Genomic DNA, 23,445 nt, shown 5'->3' on the forward strand with positions numbered 1-23,445 from the left:
TCAGATGGTGGCGGCTGCGCCGCCCGTTGTTCGGCGTCATCGGATGCCGGCCCGCTTTGTTCGTGTAAGTCCGTTTTCATCACTCAGGTGCTTTTCGAGGATGTTCTTCGATGCAAGAAGACAGCGCCCGCGTCCGTGACGCACTGCCGGGGCAGATCCCGGTCTCGTCCGACAATCCATGTCCCTTCCTGCGCGCGCTCGTCGCCGGGGGCTTCGTCGACGGCCATAGCGTCCCCCTGAAGACCATCGCCGACAGGGTCGAGGCGGCGAGCGGCGAGACCGGCTTCAAGAAGCAGATCGTCGGCATCGAGACCTTCGGCGTCGCCTTGATCGCCAATGGCCTGTCGCCTCTGCGGCTGTTGAAGAGCCTGTGGTCGGGGGCCGATCTCGACCAGCTCCGCAACGGACCGCTCGACAAGCACGGCGGCGGCTCGCGCATCCTGGATGCCGAGGCCAAGGTCCAGCCTGCGGAGATCGAGCGGTTCGCGAGCTTCGGCAGCGATTATCCGGATCCTGCCGGCGGCACCGAGCGCGGCCTGAACGCCAAGCAGATCGACGCCTTCATGGCCGCCAATCTGAAGCGCGATGGCGACAAGGCGCACTGGTACTATCCCATCCTGATGAAGGGCGAATGGCCGGTGCTGCTGAACATCCTCGGCAAGGGCGAGGGTGACAGCCGCTATCTCTCGGTCGCCGAGGTCAGCACCTTGTTCATCGACCGCCGCCTGCCGCAGCGGATCACTGCGCGGCTGATGGCGAAGCCCAAGCCCGCCAGCATCGTCTGGCGCGTCGGCAAGGCTCTGGTCGGCACGGTGATCGTGGCCGGCGCCGCCGTTCTGATCGCCTGGGTGGCCGCGCCGGATGCCGTCAGCGACAAGCTCGTCAAGGTCCTGCCCAAGAGCGCCGCGGCGTTCATTCCGCCCGCTTTGCCCGAGACCGAGCCGACCAAGGCGGCTTATTGGCTCGACCAGGGCTGGAGCACGCAGGACCGGCACTGGTTTCACCATGTCACCCAGGGCACGGCGACCTTCCCGATCCCCTACGCCTGGTTCATGGCGATGGAGCAGCCCTACCTGACGCCGTTCGGCAAACCCGGCCTGATCTCCGACAGCGCCTATCTCGAACGCTTCGGCTTCATGCCGAGCCCGAAGAGCGTCGATGGCGATCCGAGCGCGCTGCGCCCCTTTGGCTATGCCGCGAGCTCCGCCAAGACCGAGACCGCGCCGGCGCTGCCGGCCGGCCTGAAGCCCACGCCGGCAGGCAATGAAGGCGGCCTCCCGGTCGGCTTCGCGCGACTCTCCGGCTCCACCGATCCGGCCACCGGCGCGCCGCAGTCCGACAAGATCGGACTGACCTGCGCCGCCTGCCACTCCGGCAGCATCCACTACAAGGGCGTCAGCGTGCGCTTCGACGGCGGTCCGGGGATGGTCGACCTGCGCAAGCTCGAAGAGGCCATGGGCTTTGCGATGATCTTCACGCAATACGTGCCCGGCCGCTTCTCGCGCTTCGCCGATCGCGTGCTCGGGCCGAACGCCTCGGACGCCGATCGCGACGCCCTCAAGAAGGGGCTGAAGGCGGCGACCGACTTCGCGCTCAACATGCAGGCCAACAACTACGCGAAGACGATCGCGGCCAAGGGGCAGACCGAGACCGAGGAAGGCTTCGGCCGGCTCGATGCGCTCAACCGCATCGGCAACCAGGTTTTCTATCTCGACATGGCGGTGAGCGGCCTGCCGAACATGCTCGGCAACCAGGAGGCCATCGACGCGCCGGTGTCCTATCCGCCGATCTGGACCGTCCCCTGGTTCTCCTGGGCGCAATATGACGGCTCGATCGCGCAGCCGCTGATCCGCAATGCCGGCGAGGCGCTCGGCGTGTCCGCGCAGATCAATTTCTCGCCGGAGACGGCGAGCAACAGGCTGTGGCGCTCGACGATGGCGATCGAGAACCTGCTGCATATCGAGGACATGCTGCGCGGCCCCGACCCGTTCGCGACGACGACGCCCGCTTTCGGCGGCCTCACCTCGCCGAAATGGCCGGAGAAGCTGTTCGGCGGCGACGACGCCTGGAAGATCGACCCGGCGCGCGTCGAGCGCGGCCGGAAGCTCTACGCCAACATCTGCGTCGAGTGCCATCTCGGCCCGGTCGCAGACCCCGTGTTCGACAAGACCTATCCGGACAAGAGCTTCTGGAAGATCAAGCCGGCCGAGGACTGGGAGAGCAAGGGCTGGAACGCCAGGGGACCGATCCTCGATCTGGTGCAGAAGTCGGTCGATGCGATGCAGACCGACCCCGGCCAGGCGAGCATCCTCGCCAATCGCCAGGTCAAGGTGCCCGGCTTCCTCAATGTCGACCCGGCCAAGGACCTCAAGGGCTGCAACCTGCCGCAGGGCTCGACCACCGAGATGCCCTATGCGCTCGCACTGATGGCCGTGGTGCAGAAGGCGAGCGACAAATGGATGGAGGACCGCAAGCTCTCTCCGGCCGAGCAGGCGGCGCTTTGGGGCGACCGCAAGAACTGCCCGAATCCGGCCGGCAAGAGCTATCGCGCCCGCCCGCTCAACGGCGTCTGGTCGACTGCGCCCTATCTGCACAACGGCTCGGTGCCGTCGCTGTACTGGATGCTGACGCCGGCGGCGGAGCGGCCGACCTCGTTCTGCCAGGGCGCTCGCGACTATGATCCGAAGCATGTCGGCTTCGACGTGCCGAAGGGCGGCGAAACCTCGTGCAAGGTCGGACAGTCGCTGTTCGCCACCAAGGATTCCGATGGCAAGCCGATCAAGGGCAACAGCACGCTGGGGCACTCGTTCGAGGGTCCGGCCAAGCCCAACAAGGACTATCCGAACGGCATCATCGGCGGCGCGTTCTCGGAAGAGGAGCGCTGGGACCTGATCGAGTACCTGAAGACCTTGTGAGGACATCAGGCGGCGCGCCTTGCTCATGGCGAGGCGCGCCGCCACGGTCATGCTGTCCTCCAATCACCGGGGCGGACGCAGCGCCGGATCGTTCCCTGCTCGCCAAGGGAATGCAGCATCACCCAGCCATTGACCACGAGATCGCGCACGCCCTGATGGCGCTGCATCACCTCGTCCATCGCGGCCTCCGGCGCCGCGATGAAGACGTTCAGACGCACCGGCTCATGGATGAAGCGGCTGCCGTCATGCACGGACTGCCAGGGCAGCCCGACCCTGAGATCGCCGGCATTGCCTTCGAGCACGCCGAGCTGCCCGACGATGTTGTGCAGCACCTTGTTGCCGCTGCCGAAGGCTGCGTTGTTCACGGTCGAGCCGTAGTATTGCAGATTGATCCAGCTCGCGACCACCATCGGCGCCGTCATGATCAGCTCGAGCGTGCGATGGCCTTCGTCGCGCGCCGCCTCGTAGGAGTGCAGGAAGGCGCGGCCGCCGAGATCGAGCCCCCGGGTGAAGCTCCGCGGCGCGGCGATGAAGGCGGCGTTGCCGGCGAGCCCCCATTCGGGGCGCACCTGCGACCAGTCGCGGCTGCGCGCGATCACGGCGTCGTCGACATCGGATGTGTCGCGGATGCCGAGCAGCGCGCTGCGCTCGAGCCGCGCCAGCCGCGCGGCGTCGTTCAGCCGCGCCTTGAGCCGCGACAGATCCGGCGCGAGCACCGCGGGAACCTCATCCTCGTCGAACAGCGTCACCGTGTCGGTCGTGGTGTCGTGCAGCGCGCCGATGAACCAGCAATCGGCGGGGATGTCGATGCCCTTGGCCCGCAGCCCTTCGCGGACGCGCCAATCATTCAGCACGGCCGCCGCCACCCGCGCATTGGCTTCGCCGGTGTGACCGCCGCAGGCGCCGCAATCGAGCCCGGAGGCGTGCGGATTGTTGACGGTCGTGCTGCCATGTCCGGCGAGCAGCACCAGCCGCGCGAACGGTCCGGTCATCGACATCGCCTTCAGCACCGCCTCGGCCATCGCGACGCGCTGCGCGTCGTTGAAGCCGGTGATCCGCCCGCCGAGTTCGCCCGGCGTCAACCGCGGCTGGACCCGCGCGGCGATCTCCGGATCGAGTCCATCCACCACCGGCGACGGCACGGGCCGCGTCACGCCCAGGCTGTCGGTCGCGATCTTGGCGGCAAAGCCGAGGCCGGCGGTCTCGACGAAGGAGAACGACGACACGGCCGAGACCTTGAACGACTTCCACGCCTTGGCCGCGCGCCGCCGCAACAGCCGTAGGCCGAGCACCTCGGCCTGCTCGACATCGTCGGCGTCCTTGACCGCCTCGCAGACGATGAAGGCCGGCTTGAGCAGCACCGGGCACTGCGCGCCGCCTTTGCTGTGGCCGATCGGGACGTATTCAATCGGGAAGCCGAAGAATCCGGCGAAGCCGATGGTCTCGGCCTCGGGATAGGCCGTCTCCAGCGCGCGCCGGAATATCTCCGAGCGCACGTCGATGCAGAACGCGGCCTGCACCGGCGGCCGCGCCGGCAGCCGCGCGATCGCCGCCTGCGTGCTGTGCGCGGCGAGCCTGGCGACGACCTTGCTCCGGAACGCGATCTCATGGGCCTCGTGCAGGACGAGATCGATCGCGAGCTCCGGCGTCGCGTCCAGCCGGTGATCGGCCGGCAGCTTTGCCGCCTCCGCCATGGCCTGCGCCCAGGCCGCCTTGAAGGCGTCGTCGGTGCGCGCCTGGAACAGCGCGAAGCCCCAGGCGAGCCGGATCGCCAGCAGCTCCGTGAGCGTCTCGTCCCGCTGGCCGTCGAGCTGCGCGCTCCAGCCGATGTAGCGCGCATAGGCCGACCAGCCGCCGAGATCGAACAGCGCGCGCACCAGATAGTCCTCGACCGCCCGCTCGGGGATGCCCAGCCGGTCGATGATCAGCCCGATCGCCTGCACCGGGTCGGACGGCAGTTCGGCGATCGCCTTGCGGAAGCCGGTGAGCCCCATCATTTCCGGATTGCGGTCGCAGGCCGCCAGCGTCCGCCACGCCGCATACGGCTTCAGCTTGCGCACCGGGCTCGGCCAGCTCGCCTGGCCCTCGTCGAAATAGGTGGCGCAGAACGCCGAGATCTCGTCGATCATGAAGGCGACCAGCGAGACGTAGCGATCGCCCTCGGCGAGCCGGTCGAGCACCTCGGCCACGGTCGCCACCACGGCGGGCGGCGATGACAGCCCGGCCTCGGCGCGCGCCTTCTGCTTCAGCGCCTCGACATCGAGGCCGGTCGAGGGATGCAGCGCGAGCGCCTGCGCCAGCGCTGCATCGTCGATCCGGCCGTCGTCGAGCGCCTGCCGGTAGTAGGCCCGCGGCATCAGCATCCGCGTGCGCACCACGCGCTCGAAGGTCGCCGCCGTCGCGGCGAAGCTCTGCGAGGTGAAGCCGAGGAATGGGTTCACCGCGACGAAATGCTTCAGCGGCCACAGCGGCGCGACCCGCTGGCAGGCGCTGTCGATGCGGGCTATCAGCGCGGCATCGGCGGCGGTGTCGATCGGGTCCGTCGTCGTCATGGCAAGGGCGGCCTGGGTCATGGGAAATCTCGGATCACGGGTTGGACGGCGAGGAGGTGGAGGTGCGGGGCCAGACCGTCAGCACGAGACGGTTGGCGAGTGTGTTGAGATAGAGGCCGTTGCGCAGGTGGACGTAAGCTGCGATCCAGAACGGCGCGTCGGCGCGGCGCATCATCTGGTTCTGGAACACGGTGACGGCCGCGAACGAGACCACCACGGCGACCGCGATCAGCATCGGCACGACGCCGTCGATCGGGCGCGAGGCGGGGAAGCTGCCGGCCACCAGCCAGGCCATGCCCGTCTGCAGCGCGAAGTACACGATCGCGACACCGACGGCGGTGACTGCGGCGCGGGCGATGACGAAGCCGTTCGGCCGCTCGTCGATCGCATTGGCCATCAGATGCACCAGGCCCATCAGCAGCACCGCGCCGAGCGCGATCTGCGCGGGGTTGCTGCGCAAGGTCATGCCGAAGGCGAGCCCGGTCAGCAGCGCGAGACCGATCACGGCGGCCAGCGCCAGGATCAGCCGTGCCGCATGCGGCTGGCCGCCGGGGCTCGGCGTCCACGACGCCCGGGCGAGATCGATGATGCTGCCCGAGGACAGGAAGGCGTGCGCCTTGTAGAGCGAGTGCGCCACGATGTGCAGCAGCGCCGCGGAGAACGCGCCGAGGCCGCATTGCAGCAGCATGAAGCCCATCTGTGCGACTGTCGAATAAGCCAGCTGCACCTTGACCGAAGTCTGCGTCAGCATCACCAGCGAGCCGAACAGCGCGGTGGCGCCGCCGACGACCGCGAGCACGTCGAGCGCCGGTGTTGCCAGCAGCAGCACGTCGCTGAGCCGAAGCACCAGGAAGCCGCCGGCATTGATGATGCCGGCATGCAGCAGCGCCGACACCGGCGTCGGCGTCTCCATCACCTCGATCAGCCAGCCATGCAGCGGCAGTTGCGCCGACTTCAGCATCGCGGTCGCGACGATCAGCAGCGCCGCGATCGTGACGAGGGCCGATCCCGCTCCCTCGCCGGCGCGCGCCTGGGCAGCGAGGCCGCCGAGCTCGAGCGTGCCGAACCGGATGTAGAGCAGCAGCGCAGCAAGCGCGAGGAAGGCGTCGCCGAGCCGGCTGGCCACGAACTTCTTGCGCGAGGCGCGGATTGCCGCCGGCCTTGTGTCGTAGAACAGCAGCAGCTTGCCGAGCGACAGGCTGGTTGCGACCCAGGCGACGAACAGCACGACCATGTTGCCCGCGATCGGCAGCGTCAACACGGCGGCCAGCGTCAGCAGCAGCCACCGCGTGAACCGGACCTGCCCCGGATCGCCGTCGAGATAGTTGCGGCTGTAGCGCACGACGACGAGGCCGATGAAGCTGACCAGCACGATGAGGATCGCAGCCAACGCATCGAGCTGCAGCGACAGGCCGAGCCCGAAGGCGCCGAGCAGCGGCGTCCGCCCTGCCCCGAACATTGCTGCGGCGAGGCTCGCGGTGACGGCAATGGCGAAGGCCAGCGCCGCCGCCCCGATCGCGCGGCGGGCGACGGTCCGGGCGCCGGCATCGGTGCCGGCGAACGCGGCAACACAGAGCGTGAGCGGCGCGAGCGCCGCGAGGCAGGGGAGAAGCTGGGTCATGGGGGCTCGGACGATTGATCACATGAGACGGTGGCCCCACGTCTTACCGGCCCCGAAGCCTTCTTAAAATTTCAATCATTGAACACGATCGTTAGAGATTATAGAACGATATCATGCCGCACCTGAACTACCACCACCTGCGCTATTTCTGGATCATCGCCACCGAAGGCAGCATGAGCCGCGCCGCGCAGCGCCTCAACGTGTCGCCGTCCTCGCTGTCGATCCAGTTGAAAGCGTTGGAGGATCAGCTCGGACAGAGGCTGTTCGAGCGCACCGGTCGCTCATTGCAGCTGACCGAGGCCGGCCGCATCGCGCTCGACTACGCCGGCAGCGTGTTCAAGTCCGGCCACGAGCTGATCGAGGCCTTGTCAGGCCTGCGGCCCGGACGGCAGTTGCTGCGGGTGGGCGCGGCGGCCAATCTGTCGCGCAACTTCCAGATCGCGTTCCTGCGGCCCCTGCTCGGCCGTAGCGATGTCGAGCTCATCATCCGCACCGGCCAGTTCGCCGACCTGCTGGAGCAGCTCGACGCGCACAAGCTCGACCTAGTGCTCGCCAACCACCCGGCGGCGCCGGATACGCGCAGCAGTTTCGAGAATACGCTGATCGACGAGCAGCGCGTCAGCCTGGTCAGCCGCAAGCCGTCCAAGCCCGCCCGCTTTCGCTTTCCGCAGGACCTCGCGACGATGCCGGTGATCCTGCCCGGCCGCGGAAGCGCGCTGCGCTCGGCCTTCGATGCGCTGGTCGGGTCGAGCGGCATCCGCCCGATCATCGCCGCCGAGGTCGACGACATGGCGATGCTGCGCCTGATGGCGCGCGAGAGCGGCAGCGTCACCCTGGTGCCGTCGATCGTCGTGATCGATGAACTGCGCACCGGCGTGCTGGTCGAGCGCGCGCGGCTCGGCGCCCTGAAGGAGCAGTTCTTCGCCGTCAGCCAGCAGCGTCGCTACCCGAACCCGCTGGTCGCCGAGCTGATCGGATCGCGCGGCAAGAAGGCGGGCTGAGGCCATACCACTCGCTGCCCGATACAGCGCCCTCTCCCCCAAGGCGAAGCGAAGCTTCGCCTTGGGGGAGAGGGCGCATTCACGAGCAGCGCGCTCATTTCCAACGCCTGTCCTCACATGTGAGGACAACGCTATTACACATGGACATACTACACGGATGTCAAACAGCATAACACACGGGATCGCGCTCTCGCGACCAGAATGGCCCGAGCTTTGCACATCATCACCCTCCGCTGATCACGGGAGGGCGCAGGGAAGGCCGGACCTCGACTGAGGCCCGTGGCCCCCGTGCGGAAAAAGAATGCACGGGGCAGGAACCACAGGTTCAGCCGGACAGACCCGGCCTTCCCTGCGCGGTGGCTTTACGAGTAGAGTCGAGGAAGGGCGCGGTGGCTTGGGCCATGCGGCAACGCCCCGTTTCCCTTCCCCGCTCATCGAACCGGACGTGCGCCTTTCGCGCATCCGGCTCCCGGGCAAGCTCTCATGCCTTCGCCCACGGCAGGTGACGCGTCAGCCCCGGCAGCCGAACCAGCCCCAACGTTTCGTAGAGGTAATGGTCGGGGAAGCGATGTCCCCCTCGGCCGGGAATCCGGTGCTTTTCGCATAACCACTGGCGCAGCCGATGATTGGCGTGGGCATCGACCGCCCTGTAGGCCGGTGAGACCGGCCCGAGACGGAAGTAGTTCGCCCACCCGGTGAGCTTGGCGTTGAGCCGCTTCACCACCTTCTCGGCTGATAGCAACGTCCGGTTCCGGCCTGTCTCGTCCCCGATCGCATCGCAGATTCGCTTGATGCTCTTCTTCGACGGTTTCGAGTTGAGATGTGCCTTCCCGGTCTTTCGGGAGTAGCACCGTCCGAACGTGTAGCCCAGGAAGTCGAACCGCTCTTCCGGCAGACGGCAGATGCGCGTCTTGTCTTCGTTGACCGCCAGTTGCAGTTTCTTGATCGCCTCTCGCATCGTCTGCATGGCGACGTCGGCCGTACCCTTGCAGCAGATCACCAGGTCGTCGGCATAGTTGACCATGACGGCCTTCAGCCGCCGCCGCGCGCCCGATTGTCTCCACCACAACACCAGCCGTCGCATGTACAGGTTCGCCAGCAGCGGGGAGATCGGCGAGCCCTGCGGGATGCCGCGGTGCTCGTCCCGATTCAGCGTGGTCCGACGCTTGCGTCCGCAATCGTCCGTCTCCTCGACCGGCGCCTCGATCCACATCTTGATCAGATGCAGCATGTGCCGGTCGGAGATCCGGCGCGCCACCGATTTCATCAGCGGTCCGTGCGGTATCTCGTCGAAGTAGCCACGCAGGTCCGCGTCGACGACGGCCGTGTACCCCAGATTGAGCAGGCGGTTCACGGTCTCCACCGCATCCAGCGCAGTCTTGCCGGCGCGGTACGCATATTGCTCCGGATCCAGATCGGCTTCGAAGATGGGCTCAAGCACCAGCATCGCCGCCGTCTGAACCACCCGGTCGCGTATCGTCGCGATCCCCAGAGGTCGCATTTTCTTGCTGTTCGGCTTCGGAATCCAGACCCGTCTGACCGCTTGCGGCCGATACGTCTTGTTCCTGAGCTCTTCCGCCAGTTCCCCGAGCCACGGATTCCAGCCAGTGTCGACGTCCGGGCTCTTGCGATCCGCGGACGATCCACCTTGGCCTCCATACGCCTCGATGTCATCGAACGTCTGACCATCCACGCCAGCCGCGCCGCCATTGGCTTTGCACCTGGCATAGGCGAAGCTCAGAACATCCGCCCGATACATCTTGTCGTACAGAAGATAGAACCTGAACTCGGGTTCTGCCTTCGCTTTCGCATGTAACGCAGTCTGCAGCTTCCGGACACTTGGTGGAGTTTCGAGGTGACCCAATCTCCCCTCCCGCGCCACGTCCTACATCGGCTTGAACGAGGGCTCCTTCCCTCCACCGGCATTACCCGGCTTCCCCGGTACTACGAGCCCATCCGACTCCCCGCCGCGCCCGGCCCGACCTTCACAGGCCTCCGGTTGGTCTCTCGCTCGACCGCGCGATGGGGTCTCCCGTGTTGCTTCGGTTCTCGCTATGGACGTGCCGTCGTCATTACCCCGGTGGAGCCCCTGGGTGCGCCTGTCGTTCTCTTCCCCAGCGATGCCAGCTTTCCCTGCAATAAGGCCAGGTCAGCCTCCACATCGAACTTTTCGAGGCCTGCTCAACGTTCACTCGCGTTACAGCCCGCCCACTCGCCAAGTCACCTCGTGACCCTCTCCACCGGAGGCTTCAGCCGGGTCGTTGCCTTGCCGACTGCTCCGATTGCTACCGGCTGGAACGACCTTTGCCGGAAGGGACTTTCACCCTCTCAAGAACCGCGCCTTTCCACGGCGCACCTTATACGCGATCTCCCCGGTGTCCGGCTCTTAGCCACCGTCGCCCGCGCGCTTCGTCAAGACAGCGCAGCGAGCTTGACGCCAGCATCGGGGCGTCAGGACCACGCGATTTCATCGTGCGCAGCGGATCGTTCGTCGGCATGATTGCTCACGCTGCGACCCACCGCGCCCACCGCGTCCAGCCTCCCACGCTCGTGACGACCGCGATACGCCCCTCCTCGCGGAGACCGGACGCGCACAGACTACACGAGCTTTTAATTCTGTAAATCAGAATATTTTTCGTCGTAGGGCTGGACAGGTTTTCGCAACGCCCGCCTGTCGGGCAAATCAGTCGCGCGATGCGCGGCTTTGGAGCCTGCGTCGCCAGAGACCAAGGATCTTCGGCGTGTCTCCCAGATCCTTCCGTGAACTGGGAGCACGATCGTGGCGACAGCGGATCAGAACATCGCAGGCGGGCTGAGATTGACACCGTGCTGGACCAGCACGAGAGACGCGACGACGCCGGTAAGTGCGAACATCGTCACCAGGCCGAAGCCGGAATTGAGGGCGTGGGGACCAAGTAGTTTTCGCGCGATCATCTTCAACATGAATGTCTCCTCCTGGAAATATCAACGCGCATCACTAGAGGGAGGGCGCGTTACCGGGAAGTTTCCGGGCATCGAGAAGGGAGCTGGCCGCATAGCGCGTGGTGAATGCATCCTTGAATGCGCAAGGCGGCCAGCATGAAGCCTGCTTAACGCTGACGGGGGGTGGTTGAAATTGATGAGCTACGCGCGGTATGCGGGCGCACGAAAAATGTGAGTATCGTGCAGCTCTCCCGCCTGGAGATCGCGATGCCGGCAGCAGGGGTGGACTGCTGGCGCGCGCAGGACGCGCTTGCTGGTGATGATGCACGTCTTTGCCGGTGCACCCGCCCGGCACGACGGTGGCATGGCAACCGTTCGGCTGCTTCCGATGCAGTCGAATTAGTCCGTCCCTGGAACGGTCACCTCTCTGGTCGACAGCCACCAGCCGTCACCCGCGAACCAGCAGCTCTCATCGGGCGCATCATCGAGATGGAGCGAGCGTACGGCGTCCCATCTGCCGGAGAAGGCTTCACTCAAGCGACGGCCTCCCTCGTCGTCCTGAAGGCCGACGCAGCCGATGAATCCGGCGCGGCTGACGAACGTGGCCGGCCACGCCGCGCCCGTGCTGGGACGGGTGATCAGCAGCATGCCGCCGAACACGTCCTGTGGCGCCAGCGGGAAAAGCAGGCGTCCCCCAGGCCGCAGGCTGTTCAGCCAGCTCGGGCTTGGCTTCGCCGCCCCGGCGCAGACGTAGATGACGTCGGCCGGCGGCAGCTCCGCCTCGGCGCCGGATTGTGTGCGCAGCCCGACGTTCGACAGGTCCTTCAGGTTCTCGCGCGCCCGCGCCGCCATCGCCTCGTCGATCTCATAGCCGTAGACTTGACCTTGGGGACCGACCAGTTGCGCGAGGATGGCTGTGTAGTAGCCGCTGCCAACCCCGATCTGCACCACGGTATCCGCCGGCTTGATCTTGCAGGCGCCGAGCCAGAGCGCGTGCGCGGCGGGCTGGCCGATGTTGATGCCGCGCTCATGGTCCAGAGCGAGCAGCAGGTTCTGGTACAGAAACGCCGGATCATCGTCGGGCGTCTGCACATAGGGATGGCCGCCGATGATCATCCACCAGGGACCCGGTCCTGCAAAGGGCTCGCGCCTGACCGCGCGAAACGCCTCCTCGATGCGAGCATCATCGTGTTTCGCGGCGGCGCAGATCAACTTGGCATAGAACGAACGATACTTTTCCGACCGATCCACGAGGCGGCCTCTCCGGACTTACTGGCGACGTTTAACGGTATCATATGCCGGCTAACCCGATCGGTCACCAGAAATCCCGGCAGCGCTGCTGTCCATCCTGGTCGCAGAATGCCCGCTTTGCGTCGCCGCGGGACGCGCGAGTGTTGCGCTCAGTGCGCGGCATTCCGCGCGGCCGCAACCGCCCAGGCCAGGAAGATCGCGATCACATCGACGAGATGATCGGGACCGCAAAAGGCCTCGAACACCTCGCTCTGGATGCGGCAGTGGCACCAATCGTCATCGTCATCGCCCTGAACCTTCACCTCGGTGAACGGCCGCCCGGCCAAACCGGTGGATGAGAGGTCGATCCGGAGCGACCACCCTGGACTGTCCAGGGTCCCGATCCGGATTCCGGACAGCGGGTCCCACTGGCCGTCGCATTGGGCGGCGTACCAGTCCTGAAGGGCCCTCAGAGATTCGCGCTGGTCCCGCATGGTCATCTCATTCGTTGGCGTCCTGCAGCCCGTGACGCGCAGGGGCCGCAGAGGTCGGTCGCACGCATGCTGGTCAGGCGCGGCGGGGGCAGGATGACGCAAGCCGGCGCGTTGCGCGAGAGCCGCCGGAGCACAGTCCGCGGCCGCGCTGTCATCGCCCTCACCTCGCCGCGCTCAGCGCGGCGGACGCGAGCAGCGCCGCTTCGATCGTGTCCCGGGTCTTGCCGAGATGCGCCGTCATGACATTTACCGCCCGCTCGGTGTCGCGGGCCAGCGCCGCCTCCATCAGGTCGCGGTGCTCTCGCGCGACGTCGCGATGACCGCGATCGGCCTTGCGGGCGAGGTCCAGATAGCGCTCATTGTGGACGAACAGGAGATCGCGCACCCGCATCATCCACACGCTGCCGCAGGCCTGGGCGAGCGCGGCGTGAAACTCGCCATGCGCGATGGTCCAGGCCGGCGAGAAGCTGCCGTCGGCGGCGGCGATCGGCGTCGCCGCCATGCGGTGATGGGCGGCAACCACGGCCGTCTCCCAGGCGAGATCGCCGTTGGCGATCGCCCGGCGCAGGCACTTGGTCTCGATCTCGATACGCATCTCGGTGAGATCACAGAGATCGGCGACCGACACCGGCGCCACGCGGAAGCCGCGCTGCGGCATCGCCGTCACCAGCCCCTCCGCCGTCAGCCGCGCCAGCGCCTCGCGGATCGCCCCGGGACTGACCGAGAACGCCGAGCCGAGCTCGCTGATCTTCAGCTTCTCCTCCGGCCGGTAGAGGCCGGAGAGCAGGCTGGCACGCAATTGCTCATAGACGGTTTGGGTCGCGCTTCCGGACATGGGAGGACTCGATGGCATCGCGCGCGACCATAACAGACTCGAAAAATAGATTTTCATACAAAAATATATTTTTTGTTTGCGACGGACGCGGAGGCAAGCCTATGCTGCCAACAAAACGCCGCCGATCGAGCGGCCTTCAGGGGAGGAGTCCATGCGAAGCGTCATCGCAGCCGCAGGTCTGGTGGTCATGTCGTCGGTGCTGGCGCCTGGCGCGCGCGCCGAGGATCAGCCCGGCATCACCGCGAGCGAAATCCGCATCGGCCAGACCATGCCCTATAGCGGGCCGGTGTCCGCCTTCGGCATCCTCGGCAAGGGCGAGGTGGCCTATTTCAAGATGGTCAACGACCGCGGCGGCATCAACGGCCGCAAGGTCAATCTGATATCGCTCGACGACAGCTATGTGCCGCCGAAGACGGTCGAGCAGACGCGGCGGCTGGTCGAGAGCGACGAGGTGTCCTTCATCTTCTCGACCATGGGCACCGCGCACAACACCGCCATCGCCAAATATCTATCGGCCAAGAAGGTGCCGCAGCTGTTCGTGGCCTCCGGCGCCTCGAAGTTCGGCGACCCCGCACAGTTTCCGTTCGCGCTGATGGGCGTGATGGCGCCGTTCCGCAACGAGGCGCGGATGTATGCACGCTACGCGCTGCAAAAGAAGCCGGACGCGACATTCGCGATCCTCGCGCAGAACGACGATTTCGGCCGCGACTATCTTGCCGGGCTGAAGGACGTGCTCGGCGAGCGCTTCGACACGGCGGTGACGGTGGCAAGCTATGAGTCGACCGAGCCGACCATCGACTCGCAGATCGTAAAGCTGAAATCGAGCGGCGCCGACGCGCTGATCATCGCCGCGACGCCGAAATTCGCCGCACAGGCGATCCGCAAGACCTTCGAGATCAATTGGCGGCCGATGACGTTCCTGACCAACGTCTCGGTGTGGGTGTCCTCGGTGATGGAACCAGCCGGGCTCGAGGCCGGCACCGGCATCATCTCGACCGCCTATGTCAAGGACCCGCTCGATCCGGCCTGGGCCGATGATGCCGGCGTCAAGGGCTGGCGAGAGTACATGGCGAAATACGTGCCCGACGGCGACATCCGCGATTCCAACTACGTCAACGGCTACAACAACGGCATGGTGCTGGAGCACGTGCTGAAGGCCGCGGGCAACGACCTGTCGCGCGAGAACATCCTGAAGCAGGTGCTGTCGATCAAGGACCTGGAGCTGCCGATGCTGCTGCCGGGCATCAGGATCAGCACATCGGAGGGCGACCACCTGCCGGTCGAGCAGGTGCAGTTCATGCGCTTCACCGGCAAGCAGTGGGAGCGGTTCGGCGAGGTGCTCTCGACCAAATAGCTGCGGGTTGGCGTTTCGGCGCCGGAGGCGTAGACCTCTCCTGTCGACCACAGGAGAGCCGCGGCGCCGATGTCCGAGACTGATGCCCTCACGCTGAAATTCCGCTGCCCGCGGGAGCTCGACGGCCTGATCCCACCGCCGGTGCCAGCGCCGATGGGCATTCCCGACTGGGTCAAGGCGATGCCGGCCACCGCGTTCAGTCAGCTCAACCAGGCGGACGAGCAGACGGTCAAGCGCTGCCCGCCGTTCATCGATGCGATGGCGGCCGGCTTCCTGATTCCGCTGGTCTGCGACCTCAAGGTCGAGGACGGCGGCATCAGTTGGGACAACGAGCTGCCGCCGGGCGGGGCGATCGATTTTCCGCGCTCGCCGGTCAGTTTCCACGACGTGTCGCAGGTCACGGGCTCGCCGCTGTTCGAGGCCGACCGCTTCCTGCTGAAGTTTCACAATCTATGGACGATCGAGGCGCCGGAGGGCTGGTCGCTGCTGTTCACGCACCCGCTCAACCGCTTCGACCTGCCCTTCACCACCGTGACGGGGCTCGTCGACAGCGACCGCTTTCACGACAGCTTCGTGCATTTCCCGGCGCATTGGCACGACATGTCATTTCGTGGCGTGCTGCCCAGGGGCACGCCGGTCGCGCAATGCATCCCGGTGAAGCGGCAGGATTGGGCGATGCAGACCGCGCCGTTCACCGACGAGGACGTTGCCGAGATTCACAGCGTCCGCGACGCCCTGAAGCGCGAGCAGGGCCTGTACCGCAAGCAGTTCAGGGCTTGATGGCCCCTGCCCCGTCGGCGCCGAGGAATCTCGCGGCGTCGCTCGGGCGGAAGAAGAAGCGGCCATGCGAGCTGACGGCCATCGTGTAGGCGGCGCGGCTGAGCAGATGCGGCCGGCCGCGCATGATCGTGCGCAGCGCCGCCTCCGCGCCGGCGCGGTCGCCCAGCTCCATCAGGCACATCGCGAGATTGGCGCGGGTCTGGGTGTCCTCCGGGCGCAGGCCGAGCGCGTGCTTGTAGGTCCCGGCCGCGTCCGCGTAGTCGCCGTCGAGGAACTGCACCCAGGCGAGCTCGATCAGGATGTCGGGACGACCGGGCGCGGCGTCGCGCGCCGCGACGAAGTTCTCGCGCGCCCGCGCACGCTGGTTGGCCTGCAGGCAGAGCCGTCCGAGATCGAGCTTGAGATCGACGGTGTCGGGGGCCAGCGCCAGCGCCTCCTCTATGACGGATATCGCTTCCGCGATCTGGCCGGATTTCGCAAGCCGCCCCGCCAGTTCCTGGAACGCGGGGAGGAACGGCGGCCGCCGCGCCGCAGTCCTGCGCAGTTGCGCGAGGCCGTCAGCCGCGCGCCGGGAGTCGCAGAGTGCGGCGCCCAAGAGCGTCTCGATCTCGGGATCGGGGCCGCGCGACGCCGCCTTTTCCAGCGGCGCAACCGCCTCGGCGGCGCGCTGCTGCCCGAGCAGCGCATGGGAATGCACGAGCAGCGCGGCGCGATCGGTCTTGGCGGTACGCAGGATCGAGGCGGCGATCTGCTCGGCACGCGCGAACTGCCGCCCACGCAGCGCGTGGATGGCCTCCTGCAGCGCCTGCGCCTGCAACCTGTTCTGCGCCTTGCTCACGATCCATCATCACCACGCGAGGGGAACGAAAGGTCTAGCCCGCGAGGAGATGAGGTGTCCAGCAAACAGGCGGATGCTGCTCCTGGGTCGGACCGAGCTCAATAAGCTTCCTCACCGTCATTCCGGGGCAATCGGCAATGCGGGGCCGCGACGCGGCCGCGCGTCGACGATTGAACCCGGAATCTCGAGCTTGTTGAAAAAGAATTCCAGGCCATGTCGAGATTCCGGGTTCAAGGCCTTTCGGCCTTGCCCCGGAATGACGGTAGGTGTGGGGCAATCAACTCAGCCGAACAGCGGCGTGCCCGGGACGAAGGCGTCGAACGCGGCCCAGAACTGCGAGCGGTAGCGGTCCTGTTCCTGCAGGATCTCATGCTTGGCGCCGGCGATGACGAGATGCGAGCCGGCGCGCAAGTGATAGGCGAACTCCTCGATCGCCGCGGTCGACACCACGGTGTCGCTGGAGGCGGCCAGCATCAGGATCGGCTGGCGGATCTGCGACGGATAGGTCATGCCGCGAAACGTCATCATCGCCGAAAAGGCGGCATCGGCCCAGGCCACGGTGGGCGAGGCGATGCCGAGCGTCGGATCCTCCTCGAGGATCGCGGCGTTGCGGGCGTAGCGCACGGGATCTGATGTCAGCGGATTGTTGACGAAGGGGGCCAGCCCGCTCATCTCGTCATTGCCGCCCGGAACGTAGCGGCCGCCCTGCCCCGCAATGCGCATCGCGCGCAGCAGCAGCCGCGCCGGCAGCGAGGTGCGGTTGCCCGGCAGGTCGATCATCGGCGCCGACAACACGATGCGGTCGAACCAGCGCTTGCCGGCATGGGCGAGCCGCAGCAGCACGGTGCCGCCCATCGAATGCGCCAGCGCGAAGTAAGGCGGCGGGCAGTCCGGCAGCACGACCTCGGTGACGAAGGTCTCGACGTCGAGCTCGTAGTCGGAAAACGATCGCACGTAGCCTTTGCGGGAATCGCGCAGCCGCCGCGACGAATGGCCCTGGCCGCGCCAGTCGATGATCGCGACCGCAAAGCCGCGGTCGCGCAGATCGCGCACCGTCTCGAAATACTTCTCGATCGACTCGCTGCGGCCGGTGAACACGCAGACGGTGCCCTTGCGCCCAGCCGGCGGCGCCCAGCGCGCAAAGCGCAGCTCGGCGCCATCAGGGGTCTTGATGGTGCCGGAGGTGGCGTTTTCGGGAACGGGATTGGCGGGAATCGAGACGAGCGTCATGAGGCGCCCATCGAATAGGTGAAAGGGTGCGGGAATCAAGGGGTGGAACGGCAAAAAGAGCTGCTTTCGGGAGCCCTTGAACGTCCAGACGTCCGAACCATATCGGGGAGGTGCAGGCCGTCACGGCTGCACGACAGCCCGGCCCGATGGCGGGCGGGTTTGCCCAGCAGTCGCTCAATGGAGGACTTTGACCATGCGTACCTATGATCTCACCCCGTTCTATCGTTCCACCGTCGGTTTCGACCGTCTGTTCTCGCTGCTCGACCAGGCGACCGCCGAGCCCAGCCCCGGCTATCCGCCCTACAATATCGAGCGCACCGGTGAGAACGCCTACCGCATCACCGTCGCCGTCTCCGGCTTTGGCAAGGACGAACTCTCCCTCGTCGCGAAGGAAAATACGCTGACGATCAAGGGCGAGAAGGCCGCCAACGAGAACGGCAAGAAGAGCGAAGTGCTGTATCGCGGCATCGCCGCCCGCGCGTTCGAGCGCTCGTTCCAGCTCGCCGACCACGTGGTGGTGAAGAACGCCAGCCTCGAGAACGGCCTGCTCCATGTCGACCTCGTGCGCGAGATCCCCGAGGCCAAGAAGCCGCGGTCGATTCCGATCTCGACGTCGGCGCAAGGCGCCGAGCAGCCGATGCTCGAAGGCACCGCCGAGAAGGCCGCCGCCTGATCGCACGTCGATCTTCCGTCATTCGTTGCAGTCGCAGATGCCCCGGGAAACCGGGGCGTCTCGCTATTCTTGACTGAGATCCGTAAGACACGGTGGAGTTGACGCGTCAGGACCGCGACGCTACCCGCCGCGTTCCGGCGAATCATGCTGAAGTGTCGAGTCATTGATCATCGTGCGATGGCAACGCTGAGAGCCAGCGGTGACGGTGCTTGCACAAGTCCGCCGACGACGGCGTGGTCGGTGACCGATGGGGTCGGGCGCGTCTCACCTGGCTGGTTTGCCCGGCGCCTCGCAAGATCGCGGTGGCTTAACCAGAAGTTACGCCGCGAGTTGGTGTAGCGGAGACCCCGGAGGCCGCCAGCCTCCAGGGTCTGATGAAGTTTCCCCATCACGCTGGCTGAGACGACTCCGGGCCGATGAAGGATGCATTGCGCCGAGCCGCGCGCTTCTGTTTCAGGCATCCGTTGCCGAACGTGCCCCACTCGGCCGGGTTGTTCTTGCCGCAGCGCCAGGCAAGGCCTGCCGTCTGCACCGGAGCACCGACGACCGTATCGGCCGGAGCAGCGGACGGGACGGTCGCGTGGGCAGCGGTCAGCAGGAAGGTAGCAGAGATTGCCGCGGCGAGAGCGGAAACACGATTGAGGGAATTGCGCGTCATGGGACTAGCTCCTTGTGGGGGTGCAAATGAGATTTACCGACGCCCTTCATTTGACTGGGCAGATGTTCGTTGCCCCCCGCAGGCTTCGGGTTCGTGGTCGGCCCCGCAACTGTGACCATCCGCCACACCAGGAGCGCGAATATGAGCACAGCCACAACTTCACTCCTGCAGGCAGAGACCGTACTGCGTGTGGCGGCAGGCGGCGGGGGCAGCGCATCGACGGGTGCGGCCGGTCGCGCTGCGGCCAGCGATTGAAGGCACGGCTGAGAAGGCCGCCGCGTCACCGGCCCGACAGCTCATCAGGACTACGAACGCCCCGGGAGACCGGGGCGTTTTTTGTGGGGGACCGGCGCGGTCCGTCGTTCGACCGCGATCGCGATTATTGCGCAGCCCGTTGCTGCGGCGCGGGACGGGGCAGAGCAGCAGCGCGCGGCGGCGATGGCGCGGGGCCTGCAAAGCAGGAGATGGTCCCGATCGCGTTGCCGCCATACTGTACGAAGCCGGCAGACGTCGGCGGCGAATGCTGCACGGTGATCGGCAGATAGATGTAGCAGACCGCCCCGTCCGCCGGATCGCGCCAGCGCTGCACGATGGTGTCCTGCAGCGGGCCAGCATATTGCCGCTCGAGCTGCATCCGCGGCATCTGCATCCATTGCGGCGACGGTTGCGGCTGCGGCGCGACCTGTTGTGGGACCGGTTGCTGTTGTTGAACAGGTGGTGGCGCTGGTGCGCCCTGGGCGAGGACTAAGCCTGGATCGAGCATGACCGCCAACCCGGTCAGCAGCCAGCGGCAGCGCCGTTCCGAGCCAGCAGCAACGATCAGGCGTCGATCTACCACGCCACCTGCACGCCGACGCGTCCTCCGAACTGGCCGCCTTCAGCGCGCATGCCGTAGCTCGCCGATCCCGACAGCACGACGTTGTCGGAGATCCGCGCCAGCGCGGTCATCGCGACCGCGCTCTGGCCGGCAAAGGTGCCGTAATTGGTCGCGAGCGCAAAACGCTTGTTGTCGGGCAGGAAGCCGCCGCCCATCGCCATCGCCATCGCGATGCCGGAATTGGCCTGGCTGATCTGGCTTTGCAGCCCGTTGATCTGCGTTTGTATTCCGGTGATCTGCGTCTGCAGGCCGGTGATCTGGGTCTGGACACCCGCAGCCACGCTGCTGAGCTGCGAGACGTTGACGGCATCGGTCTGGCTAACGCCGGCGGCCACGTTGGTCACACGCCGCTCGCTTCCCGCCGCTCCGACGGACACGGTATTGGCTGCGCTCGCCACCGAACCCTGGCCGATCGCGACAGAATTGGCGCCGGCCGCGTTGGCACCGCTGCCGATCGCAACGTTGCCGGCCGCGCCGACCTGGGCACCGGCGCCGTAGACCGCAGCATTGGCGAAACCGTTGTCGGTGGCGCCGGCGCCGACCACCGCCGAGCTGGCGGCGGACGTAGCGCCATTGCCGATCGCGATCGCGCTGAGACCAGACGACTCCGCGCCGAAGCCGATCGTTACTGAAGTATCGCCAGTCACGAACGTGTTGTTGCCGATCGCGATCGCGTTCTGGGCGTTGACCACGTTGCTATTGCCGACGATGGCGCTGCCTGACGCATTAGCCGTCCTTGCGGCTTGATTGTTGAAGCCGAGGACGGTGACGTTGTCGCCCCAGCCCGGCGTACCGACAAAGTTAATGCCGTTTAGTGAGTTGAAGCTGCCTAAGGCGACGCTGCTTCTCCCATTGACCGTATTAACAGTGCCGATCGCGACGGCGTTGTCACCATTCGACCTGGCTGCGACGCCAAGCGCAATCGCGTTGTTACTTGCTGGGAGTACACCGGCCGATTGACCTATGGCGATGCCGTTGTAGGAGTTTGCATTGACGACGGAGGAGCCAATGGCAATGGAGTTTACTGCACTGGCGCGAGCATCGATCCCTAACGCCGTGCTGGCACCGCCAGTTGCTTCCGAACGGGCGCCGATTGCGGTTGCTGCCGCTGCATGCGCAACTGCACCGTCTCCGCATGCCAAACTATCAGCCGCGCCTGCGTCATTTCCCGCCCCATTCACGATCGGCTGAGAGACGAAGGCACCCGGCGCCCCGAGATACGTAGGAGAGCCCGCGGGCGCACCACCCGTGATGGGTATCGCGTAAACAGCGGAAGGGGGAAAAGCATTGACCGCGATCACCGTTCCAGACGGCACAGACGCCACGCTGCCTCCCGCGGTCGCGCCTGCAACACCGCATATGACGGCGCGCGCTGGGCTCGAGCCAAGTGCCAATGTCGAGGCGATAATCGCGAAGGCTGCCAGGGAGTACAGGCCGCGCTGGCCGGCCCGAAAGAGCCATGAGATTAGACCGCTCGGATCGCAGCCGTCCCCCGCGCCCGGCGGACGATATCCGGAACGCAGTTCAGCCGTCCCCACGATCTGCTGCCCCTCGATTTCCTGGTCTGTTTCACAGTATTTCTACGGGAAAGTAGATCGGCCACAGGAATGCACGCAATGAAACAAAGGGACTCTAATTCCGCGCCGGACCGGGCCGCGCTCGATCAGGAAGCGCGGGCTTTGCGGTCCCATCCGGACTTTGATCGCGCGGTCCGGGCGTTCTGCCAGGGCATGATCGAGACCCATGCCGGCCGTCGCCTCGCGAATATCGGACTCGGCCATACGCTGGGTTGGGCGGTCGCGGTGCTGATCGTCTATCTCGATCACGTCAGCCCCGAGGGAACGACGAGTTCGCAACTCATCGAGCTCTGCACCAACGGAGGCCTCGCGGGCCCGAAGGCGGTGAAGGGTGCAATCCAGACGCTGCTGTCATTTGACCTGATCGGGCAGGACGACCATCCGACCGACGGGCGCGCGACGCGGTTGCGACCGTTGCCACTGCTGCTTGACATCCAGAGCGACAATGTCGCAGCGCGGCTCGCGGCGCTGGAGACCGTGCAGCCGCTTCCCGCTCCTGCGCACGAATGGGGCCGCCAGCGCCATGTGATGCTCGCCTTCTACGGCGGCAATGTCGAAGTCTTCGCGCGCCATCGGTTCAGGCTCTATGACGGATTCCCGGAGATCCAGGCCTTCATGGACCGGGCGTCCGGCTATCTGCTTCTGCTCGAGCTGCTGCAGAACTGCGGCCCCACCGACGGTATCGGCGTCCTGACCGCCGTCCAGCCATCAATCCTGGCGCCGCGCGTAGACGTCTCGCGGACCCATCTCAACAAGCTGCTGGCCGCCGCGCGCGACCAGGGCTGGCTCACGCTCGGACCACGCCGCGGCGAGGTGTTGCTCGACGCCGGTTTCTACCAGCGCCTGCAGCATTGGATCGCGCTCGAACTGGTCTGGACCTGGTGGCTGGTCCGCGCGGCTTAGAAGCGGCCGACCGCGCGCTGAAGACGACATGCGCGGAGCCGCCGGGCGTCTTCTCTAGCCTTGCTGCGGTGCAATCAAACACTTGTGAGGTCGGTAACGGCCCGCGTACCGGACGCGAACAGCCCAGTGTTGCCTACCCCTAAGTCACTGGAGCCTCTCCTTGAACGTCGTTCGCACTCTCACCCTCATCGCCGCCCTGACCTTCGTGGCCGGCCCCGCCCTCGCCCAGCCGGCAGCGCCGCTCAGGGTCCATAATGTCGTCCTGGTGCACGGCGCCTGGGCCGATGGCTCCAGCTGGGCCAAGGTCATCCCTTATCTGCAGGCCGCCGGCCTCAAGGTCACGGCCGTGCAAAATCCCCTGACCTCGCTGGCGGACGCGGCCGCCGCCACCCGCCGCGCTCTGGACCAGCAGGACGGACCGGCCGTGCTGGTCGGCCATTCCTGGGGCGGCACGGTCGTGAGCGAGGTCGGCACCGACCCGAAGGTCAGCGCGCTGGTCTATGTCGCGGCACGGGCGCCCGATGCGGACGAGGATTTCGTCAAGCTCGCCGGGCAATATCCTACTCCGCCGGCGCGGGCGGGTATCGTCGATCATGACGGCGAGACCAAGCTCAATGAGAGCGCCTTTCTGAACGACTTCGCCAACGGCGTCGATGCGACCACCGCAAAGGAGCTCTATGCCGTGCAGTGGCCGACGGCGGCGACGATCTTCGCCAACCGCACCACGCAGGCGGCGTGGCACGACAAGCCGTCATTCTATGCGGTGTCGAAACAGGACAAGACCATCGATCCCGATTTCGAGCGCTTCCTGGCCAGCCGCATGCACGCCACCACGATCGAGCTCAATGCCGGACATTTGTCGATGGTCTCGCATCCGAAGCAGATCGCGGAGCTGATCCTCAAGGCGGCCAGGCAGCACGAGTAGTGCCTCCGGCGATGCCGGCTTCCAACTGAAGATGGGATGCCCGCAGAGGCGGGCATCCCG

The 23,445-nt window shown here is 66.3% G+C and carries 19 protein-coding genes; 7 read left to right on the forward strand and 12 right to left on the reverse strand.

Translation table 11 applies throughout. From position 1 onward, the window contains the following. Positions 1-110 precede the first annotated feature (110 nt). Positions 111-2,915, forward strand: a complete 2,805-nt coding sequence (locus ACQR1Y_RS20975) for a di-heme-cytochrome C peroxidase (RefSeq protein WP_434879371.1) — start codon at positions 111-113, stop codon at positions 2,913-2,915. A 47-nt stretch (positions 2,916-2,962) separates the two neighbouring features. Here ACQR1Y_RS20975 and ACQR1Y_RS20980 read toward each other — a convergent pair whose 3' ends face one another. Beyond that, positions 2,963-5,488: a YbcC family protein gene (locus ACQR1Y_RS20980; RefSeq protein ID WP_434879372.1), complete on the reverse strand. Its 2,526-nt coding sequence runs from the start codon at positions 5,486-5,488 to the stop codon at positions 2,963-2,965. Positions 5,489-5,501: 13 nt separating this feature from the next. Further along, positions 5,502-7,088 carry an NADH-quinone oxidoreductase subunit L gene (locus ACQR1Y_RS20985; protein ID WP_434879373.1) on the reverse strand — a complete coding sequence of 529 codons (1,587 nt, stop codon included), beginning with the start codon at positions 7,086-7,088 and terminating at the stop codon, positions 5,502-5,504. A gap of 113 nt (positions 7,089-7,201) precedes the next feature. Here ACQR1Y_RS20985 and ACQR1Y_RS20990 point away from each other — a divergent pair, with 113 nt between their 5' ends. Further along, positions 7,202-8,089, forward strand: coding sequence for a LysR family transcriptional regulator (locus ACQR1Y_RS20990; protein ID WP_434861570.1), 888 nt, complete (start codon positions 7,202-7,204; stop codon positions 8,087-8,089). Positions 8,090-8,570: 481 nt separating this feature from the next. Here the strand turns inward: ACQR1Y_RS20990 and ltrA are convergent, their stop codons facing one another. From ltrA to ACQR1Y_RS21015, 5 genes are all read right to left on the reverse strand, one after another. After that, a complete protein-coding gene (gene ltrA / locus ACQR1Y_RS20995; protein WP_434861571.1) occupies positions 8,571-9,953 on the reverse strand; it encodes a group II intron reverse transcriptase/maturase in 1,383 nt (460 codons plus the stop codon). A gap of 929 nt (positions 9,954-10,882) precedes the next feature. Beyond that, complete coding sequence (locus ACQR1Y_RS21000) at positions 10,883-11,032, reverse strand: hypothetical protein (protein ID WP_172132221.1); 150 nt, start codon at positions 11,030-11,032, stop codon at positions 10,883-10,885. Positions 11,033-11,410: 378 nt separating this feature from the next. Continuing rightward, positions 11,411-12,262, reverse strand: a complete 852-nt coding sequence (locus ACQR1Y_RS21005) for a protein-L-isoaspartate O-methyltransferase family protein (RefSeq protein ID WP_434879374.1) — start codon at positions 12,260-12,262, stop codon at positions 11,411-11,413. A 149-nt stretch (positions 12,263-12,411) separates the two neighbouring features. Then, on the reverse strand, positions 12,412-12,735 hold the full coding sequence (locus tag ACQR1Y_RS21010) for an immunity 53 family protein (protein ID WP_434879375.1): 324 nt from the start codon (positions 12,733-12,735) through the stop codon (positions 12,412-12,414). Positions 12,736-12,895: 160 nt separating this feature from the next. After that, positions 12,896-13,570, reverse strand: a complete 675-nt coding sequence (locus ACQR1Y_RS21015; RefSeq protein ID WP_434879376.1) for a GntR family transcriptional regulator — start codon at positions 13,568-13,570, stop codon at positions 12,896-12,898. 151 nt (positions 13,571-13,721) lie between these two features. On the opposite strand from ACQR1Y_RS21015, the gene ACQR1Y_RS21020 reads away from it, so the two are divergent. Further along, positions 13,722-14,924, forward strand: coding sequence for an ABC transporter substrate-binding protein (locus tag ACQR1Y_RS21020; protein ID WP_434879377.1), 1,203 nt, complete (start codon positions 13,722-13,724; stop codon positions 14,922-14,924). A 69-nt stretch (positions 14,925-14,993) separates the two neighbouring features. Further along, the gene (locus ACQR1Y_RS21025) at positions 14,994-15,704 is read left to right on the forward strand and encodes a hypothetical protein (RefSeq protein ID WP_434879378.1); all 711 of its coding nucleotides are present in this window, start codon (positions 14,994-14,996) and stop codon (positions 15,702-15,704) included. Here the strand turns inward: ACQR1Y_RS21025 and ACQR1Y_RS21030 are convergent. Then, on the reverse strand, positions 15,694-16,542 hold the full coding sequence (locus tag ACQR1Y_RS21030; protein WP_434879379.1) for a tetratricopeptide repeat protein: 849 nt from the start codon (positions 16,540-16,542) through the stop codon (positions 15,694-15,696). The two genes, ACQR1Y_RS21025 and ACQR1Y_RS21030, sit on opposite strands and share 11 nt — an antisense overlap. Positions 16,543-16,824: 282 nt before the next feature. Then, the gene (locus tag ACQR1Y_RS21035; RefSeq protein WP_434879380.1) at positions 16,825-17,772 is read right to left on the reverse strand and encodes an alpha/beta fold hydrolase; all 948 of its coding nucleotides are present in this window, start codon (positions 17,770-17,772) and stop codon (positions 16,825-16,827) included. A 193-nt stretch (positions 17,773-17,965) separates the two neighbouring features. Here ACQR1Y_RS21035 and ACQR1Y_RS21040 point away from each other — a divergent pair, with 193 nt between their 5' ends. Beyond that, positions 17,966-18,445 (forward strand): Hsp20 family protein, encoded by a 480-nt coding sequence (locus ACQR1Y_RS21040; RefSeq protein ID WP_434879381.1) that lies wholly within the window; start codon positions 17,966-17,968, stop codon positions 18,443-18,445. A 388-nt stretch (positions 18,446-18,833) separates the two neighbouring features. On the opposite strand, the gene ACQR1Y_RS21045 is transcribed toward ACQR1Y_RS21040, so the two are convergent. The 3 genes from ACQR1Y_RS21045 to ACQR1Y_RS21055 form a co-directional block, all read right to left on the reverse strand. Further along, entirely contained in the window at positions 18,834-19,103 is a 270-nt protein-coding gene (locus ACQR1Y_RS21045) for a hypothetical protein (protein WP_434879382.1), read from the reverse strand. 379 nt (positions 19,104-19,482) lie between these two features. Continuing rightward, positions 19,483-19,746 (reverse strand): hypothetical protein, encoded by a 264-nt coding sequence (locus ACQR1Y_RS21050; RefSeq protein ID WP_434879383.1) that lies wholly within the window; start codon positions 19,744-19,746, stop codon positions 19,483-19,485. 188 nt (positions 19,747-19,934) lie between these two features. Next, on the reverse strand, positions 19,935-21,305 hold the full coding sequence (locus ACQR1Y_RS21055; protein WP_434879384.1) for a YadA family autotransporter adhesin: 1,371 nt from the start codon (positions 21,303-21,305) through the stop codon (positions 19,935-19,937). A 291-nt stretch (positions 21,306-21,596) separates the two neighbouring features. Here ACQR1Y_RS21055 and ACQR1Y_RS21060 point away from each other — a divergent pair, with 291 nt between their 5' ends. Continuing rightward, complete coding sequence (locus ACQR1Y_RS21060; RefSeq protein WP_434879385.1) at positions 21,597-22,460, forward strand: hypothetical protein; 864 nt, start codon at positions 21,597-21,599, stop codon at positions 22,458-22,460. 160 nt (positions 22,461-22,620) lie between these two features. Continuing rightward, the gene (locus tag ACQR1Y_RS21065; RefSeq protein ID WP_434879386.1) at positions 22,621-23,385 is read left to right on the forward strand and encodes an alpha/beta fold hydrolase; all 765 of its coding nucleotides are present in this window, start codon (positions 22,621-22,623) and stop codon (positions 23,383-23,385) included. Positions 23,386-23,445: the final 60 nt, after the last annotated feature.

Source organism: Bradyrhizobium sp. HKCCYLRH3099 (assembly GCF_051167855.1).
In the GTDB taxonomy this organism is placed as follows: domain Bacteria; phylum Pseudomonadota; class Alphaproteobacteria; order Rhizobiales; family Xanthobacteraceae; genus Bradyrhizobium.

What these genes read in the sequence shown, in the direction of transcription:
- ACQR1Y_RS20975 (WP_434879371.1), top strand. Translation starts at nt 111, where the DNA reads ATGCAAGAAGACAGCGCCCGCGTCCGTGACGCACTGCCGGGGCAGATC.
- ACQR1Y_RS20980 (WP_434879372.1), bottom strand. Translation starts at nt 5,488, where the DNA reads ATGACCCAGGCCGCCCTTGCCATGACGACGACGGACCCGATCGACACC.
- ACQR1Y_RS20985 (WP_434879373.1), bottom strand. Translation starts at nt 7,088, where the DNA reads ATGACCCAGCTTCTCCCCTGCCTCGCGGCGCTCGCGCCGCTCACGCTC.
- ACQR1Y_RS20990 (WP_434861570.1), top strand. Translation starts at nt 7,202, where the DNA reads ATGCCGCACCTGAACTACCACCACCTGCGCTATTTCTGGATCATCGCC.
- ACQR1Y_RS21000 (WP_172132221.1), bottom strand. Translation starts at nt 11,032, where the DNA reads ATGTTGAAGATGATCGCGCGAAAACTACTTGGTCCCCACGCCCTCAAT.
- ACQR1Y_RS21010 (WP_434879375.1), bottom strand. Translation starts at nt 12,735, where the DNA reads ATGCGGGACCAGCGCGAATCTCTGAGGGCCCTTCAGGACTGGTACGCC.
- ACQR1Y_RS21015 (WP_434879376.1), bottom strand. Translation starts at nt 13,570, where the DNA reads ATGTCCGGAAGCGCGACCCAAACCGTCTATGAGCAATTGCGTGCCAGC.
- ACQR1Y_RS21020 (WP_434879377.1), top strand. Translation starts at nt 13,722, where the DNA reads ATGCGAAGCGTCATCGCAGCCGCAGGTCTGGTGGTCATGTCGTCGGTG.
- ACQR1Y_RS21025 (WP_434879378.1), top strand. Translation starts at nt 14,994, where the DNA reads ATGTCCGAGACTGATGCCCTCACGCTGAAATTCCGCTGCCCGCGGGAG.
- ACQR1Y_RS21035 (WP_434879380.1), bottom strand. Translation starts at nt 17,772, where the DNA reads ATGACGCTCGTCTCGATTCCCGCCAATCCCGTTCCCGAAAACGCCACC.
- ACQR1Y_RS21040 (WP_434879381.1), top strand. Translation starts at nt 17,966, where the DNA reads ATGCGTACCTATGATCTCACCCCGTTCTATCGTTCCACCGTCGGTTTC.
- ACQR1Y_RS21045 (WP_434879382.1), bottom strand. Translation starts at nt 19,103, where the DNA reads ATGACGCGCAATTCCCTCAATCGTGTTTCCGCTCTCGCCGCGGCAATC.
- ACQR1Y_RS21050 (WP_434879383.1), bottom strand. Translation starts at nt 19,746, where the DNA reads ATGCCGCGGATGCAGCTCGAGCGGCAATATGCTGGCCCGCTGCAGGAC.
- ACQR1Y_RS21060 (WP_434879385.1), top strand. Translation starts at nt 21,597, where the DNA reads ATGAAACAAAGGGACTCTAATTCCGCGCCGGACCGGGCCGCGCTCGAT.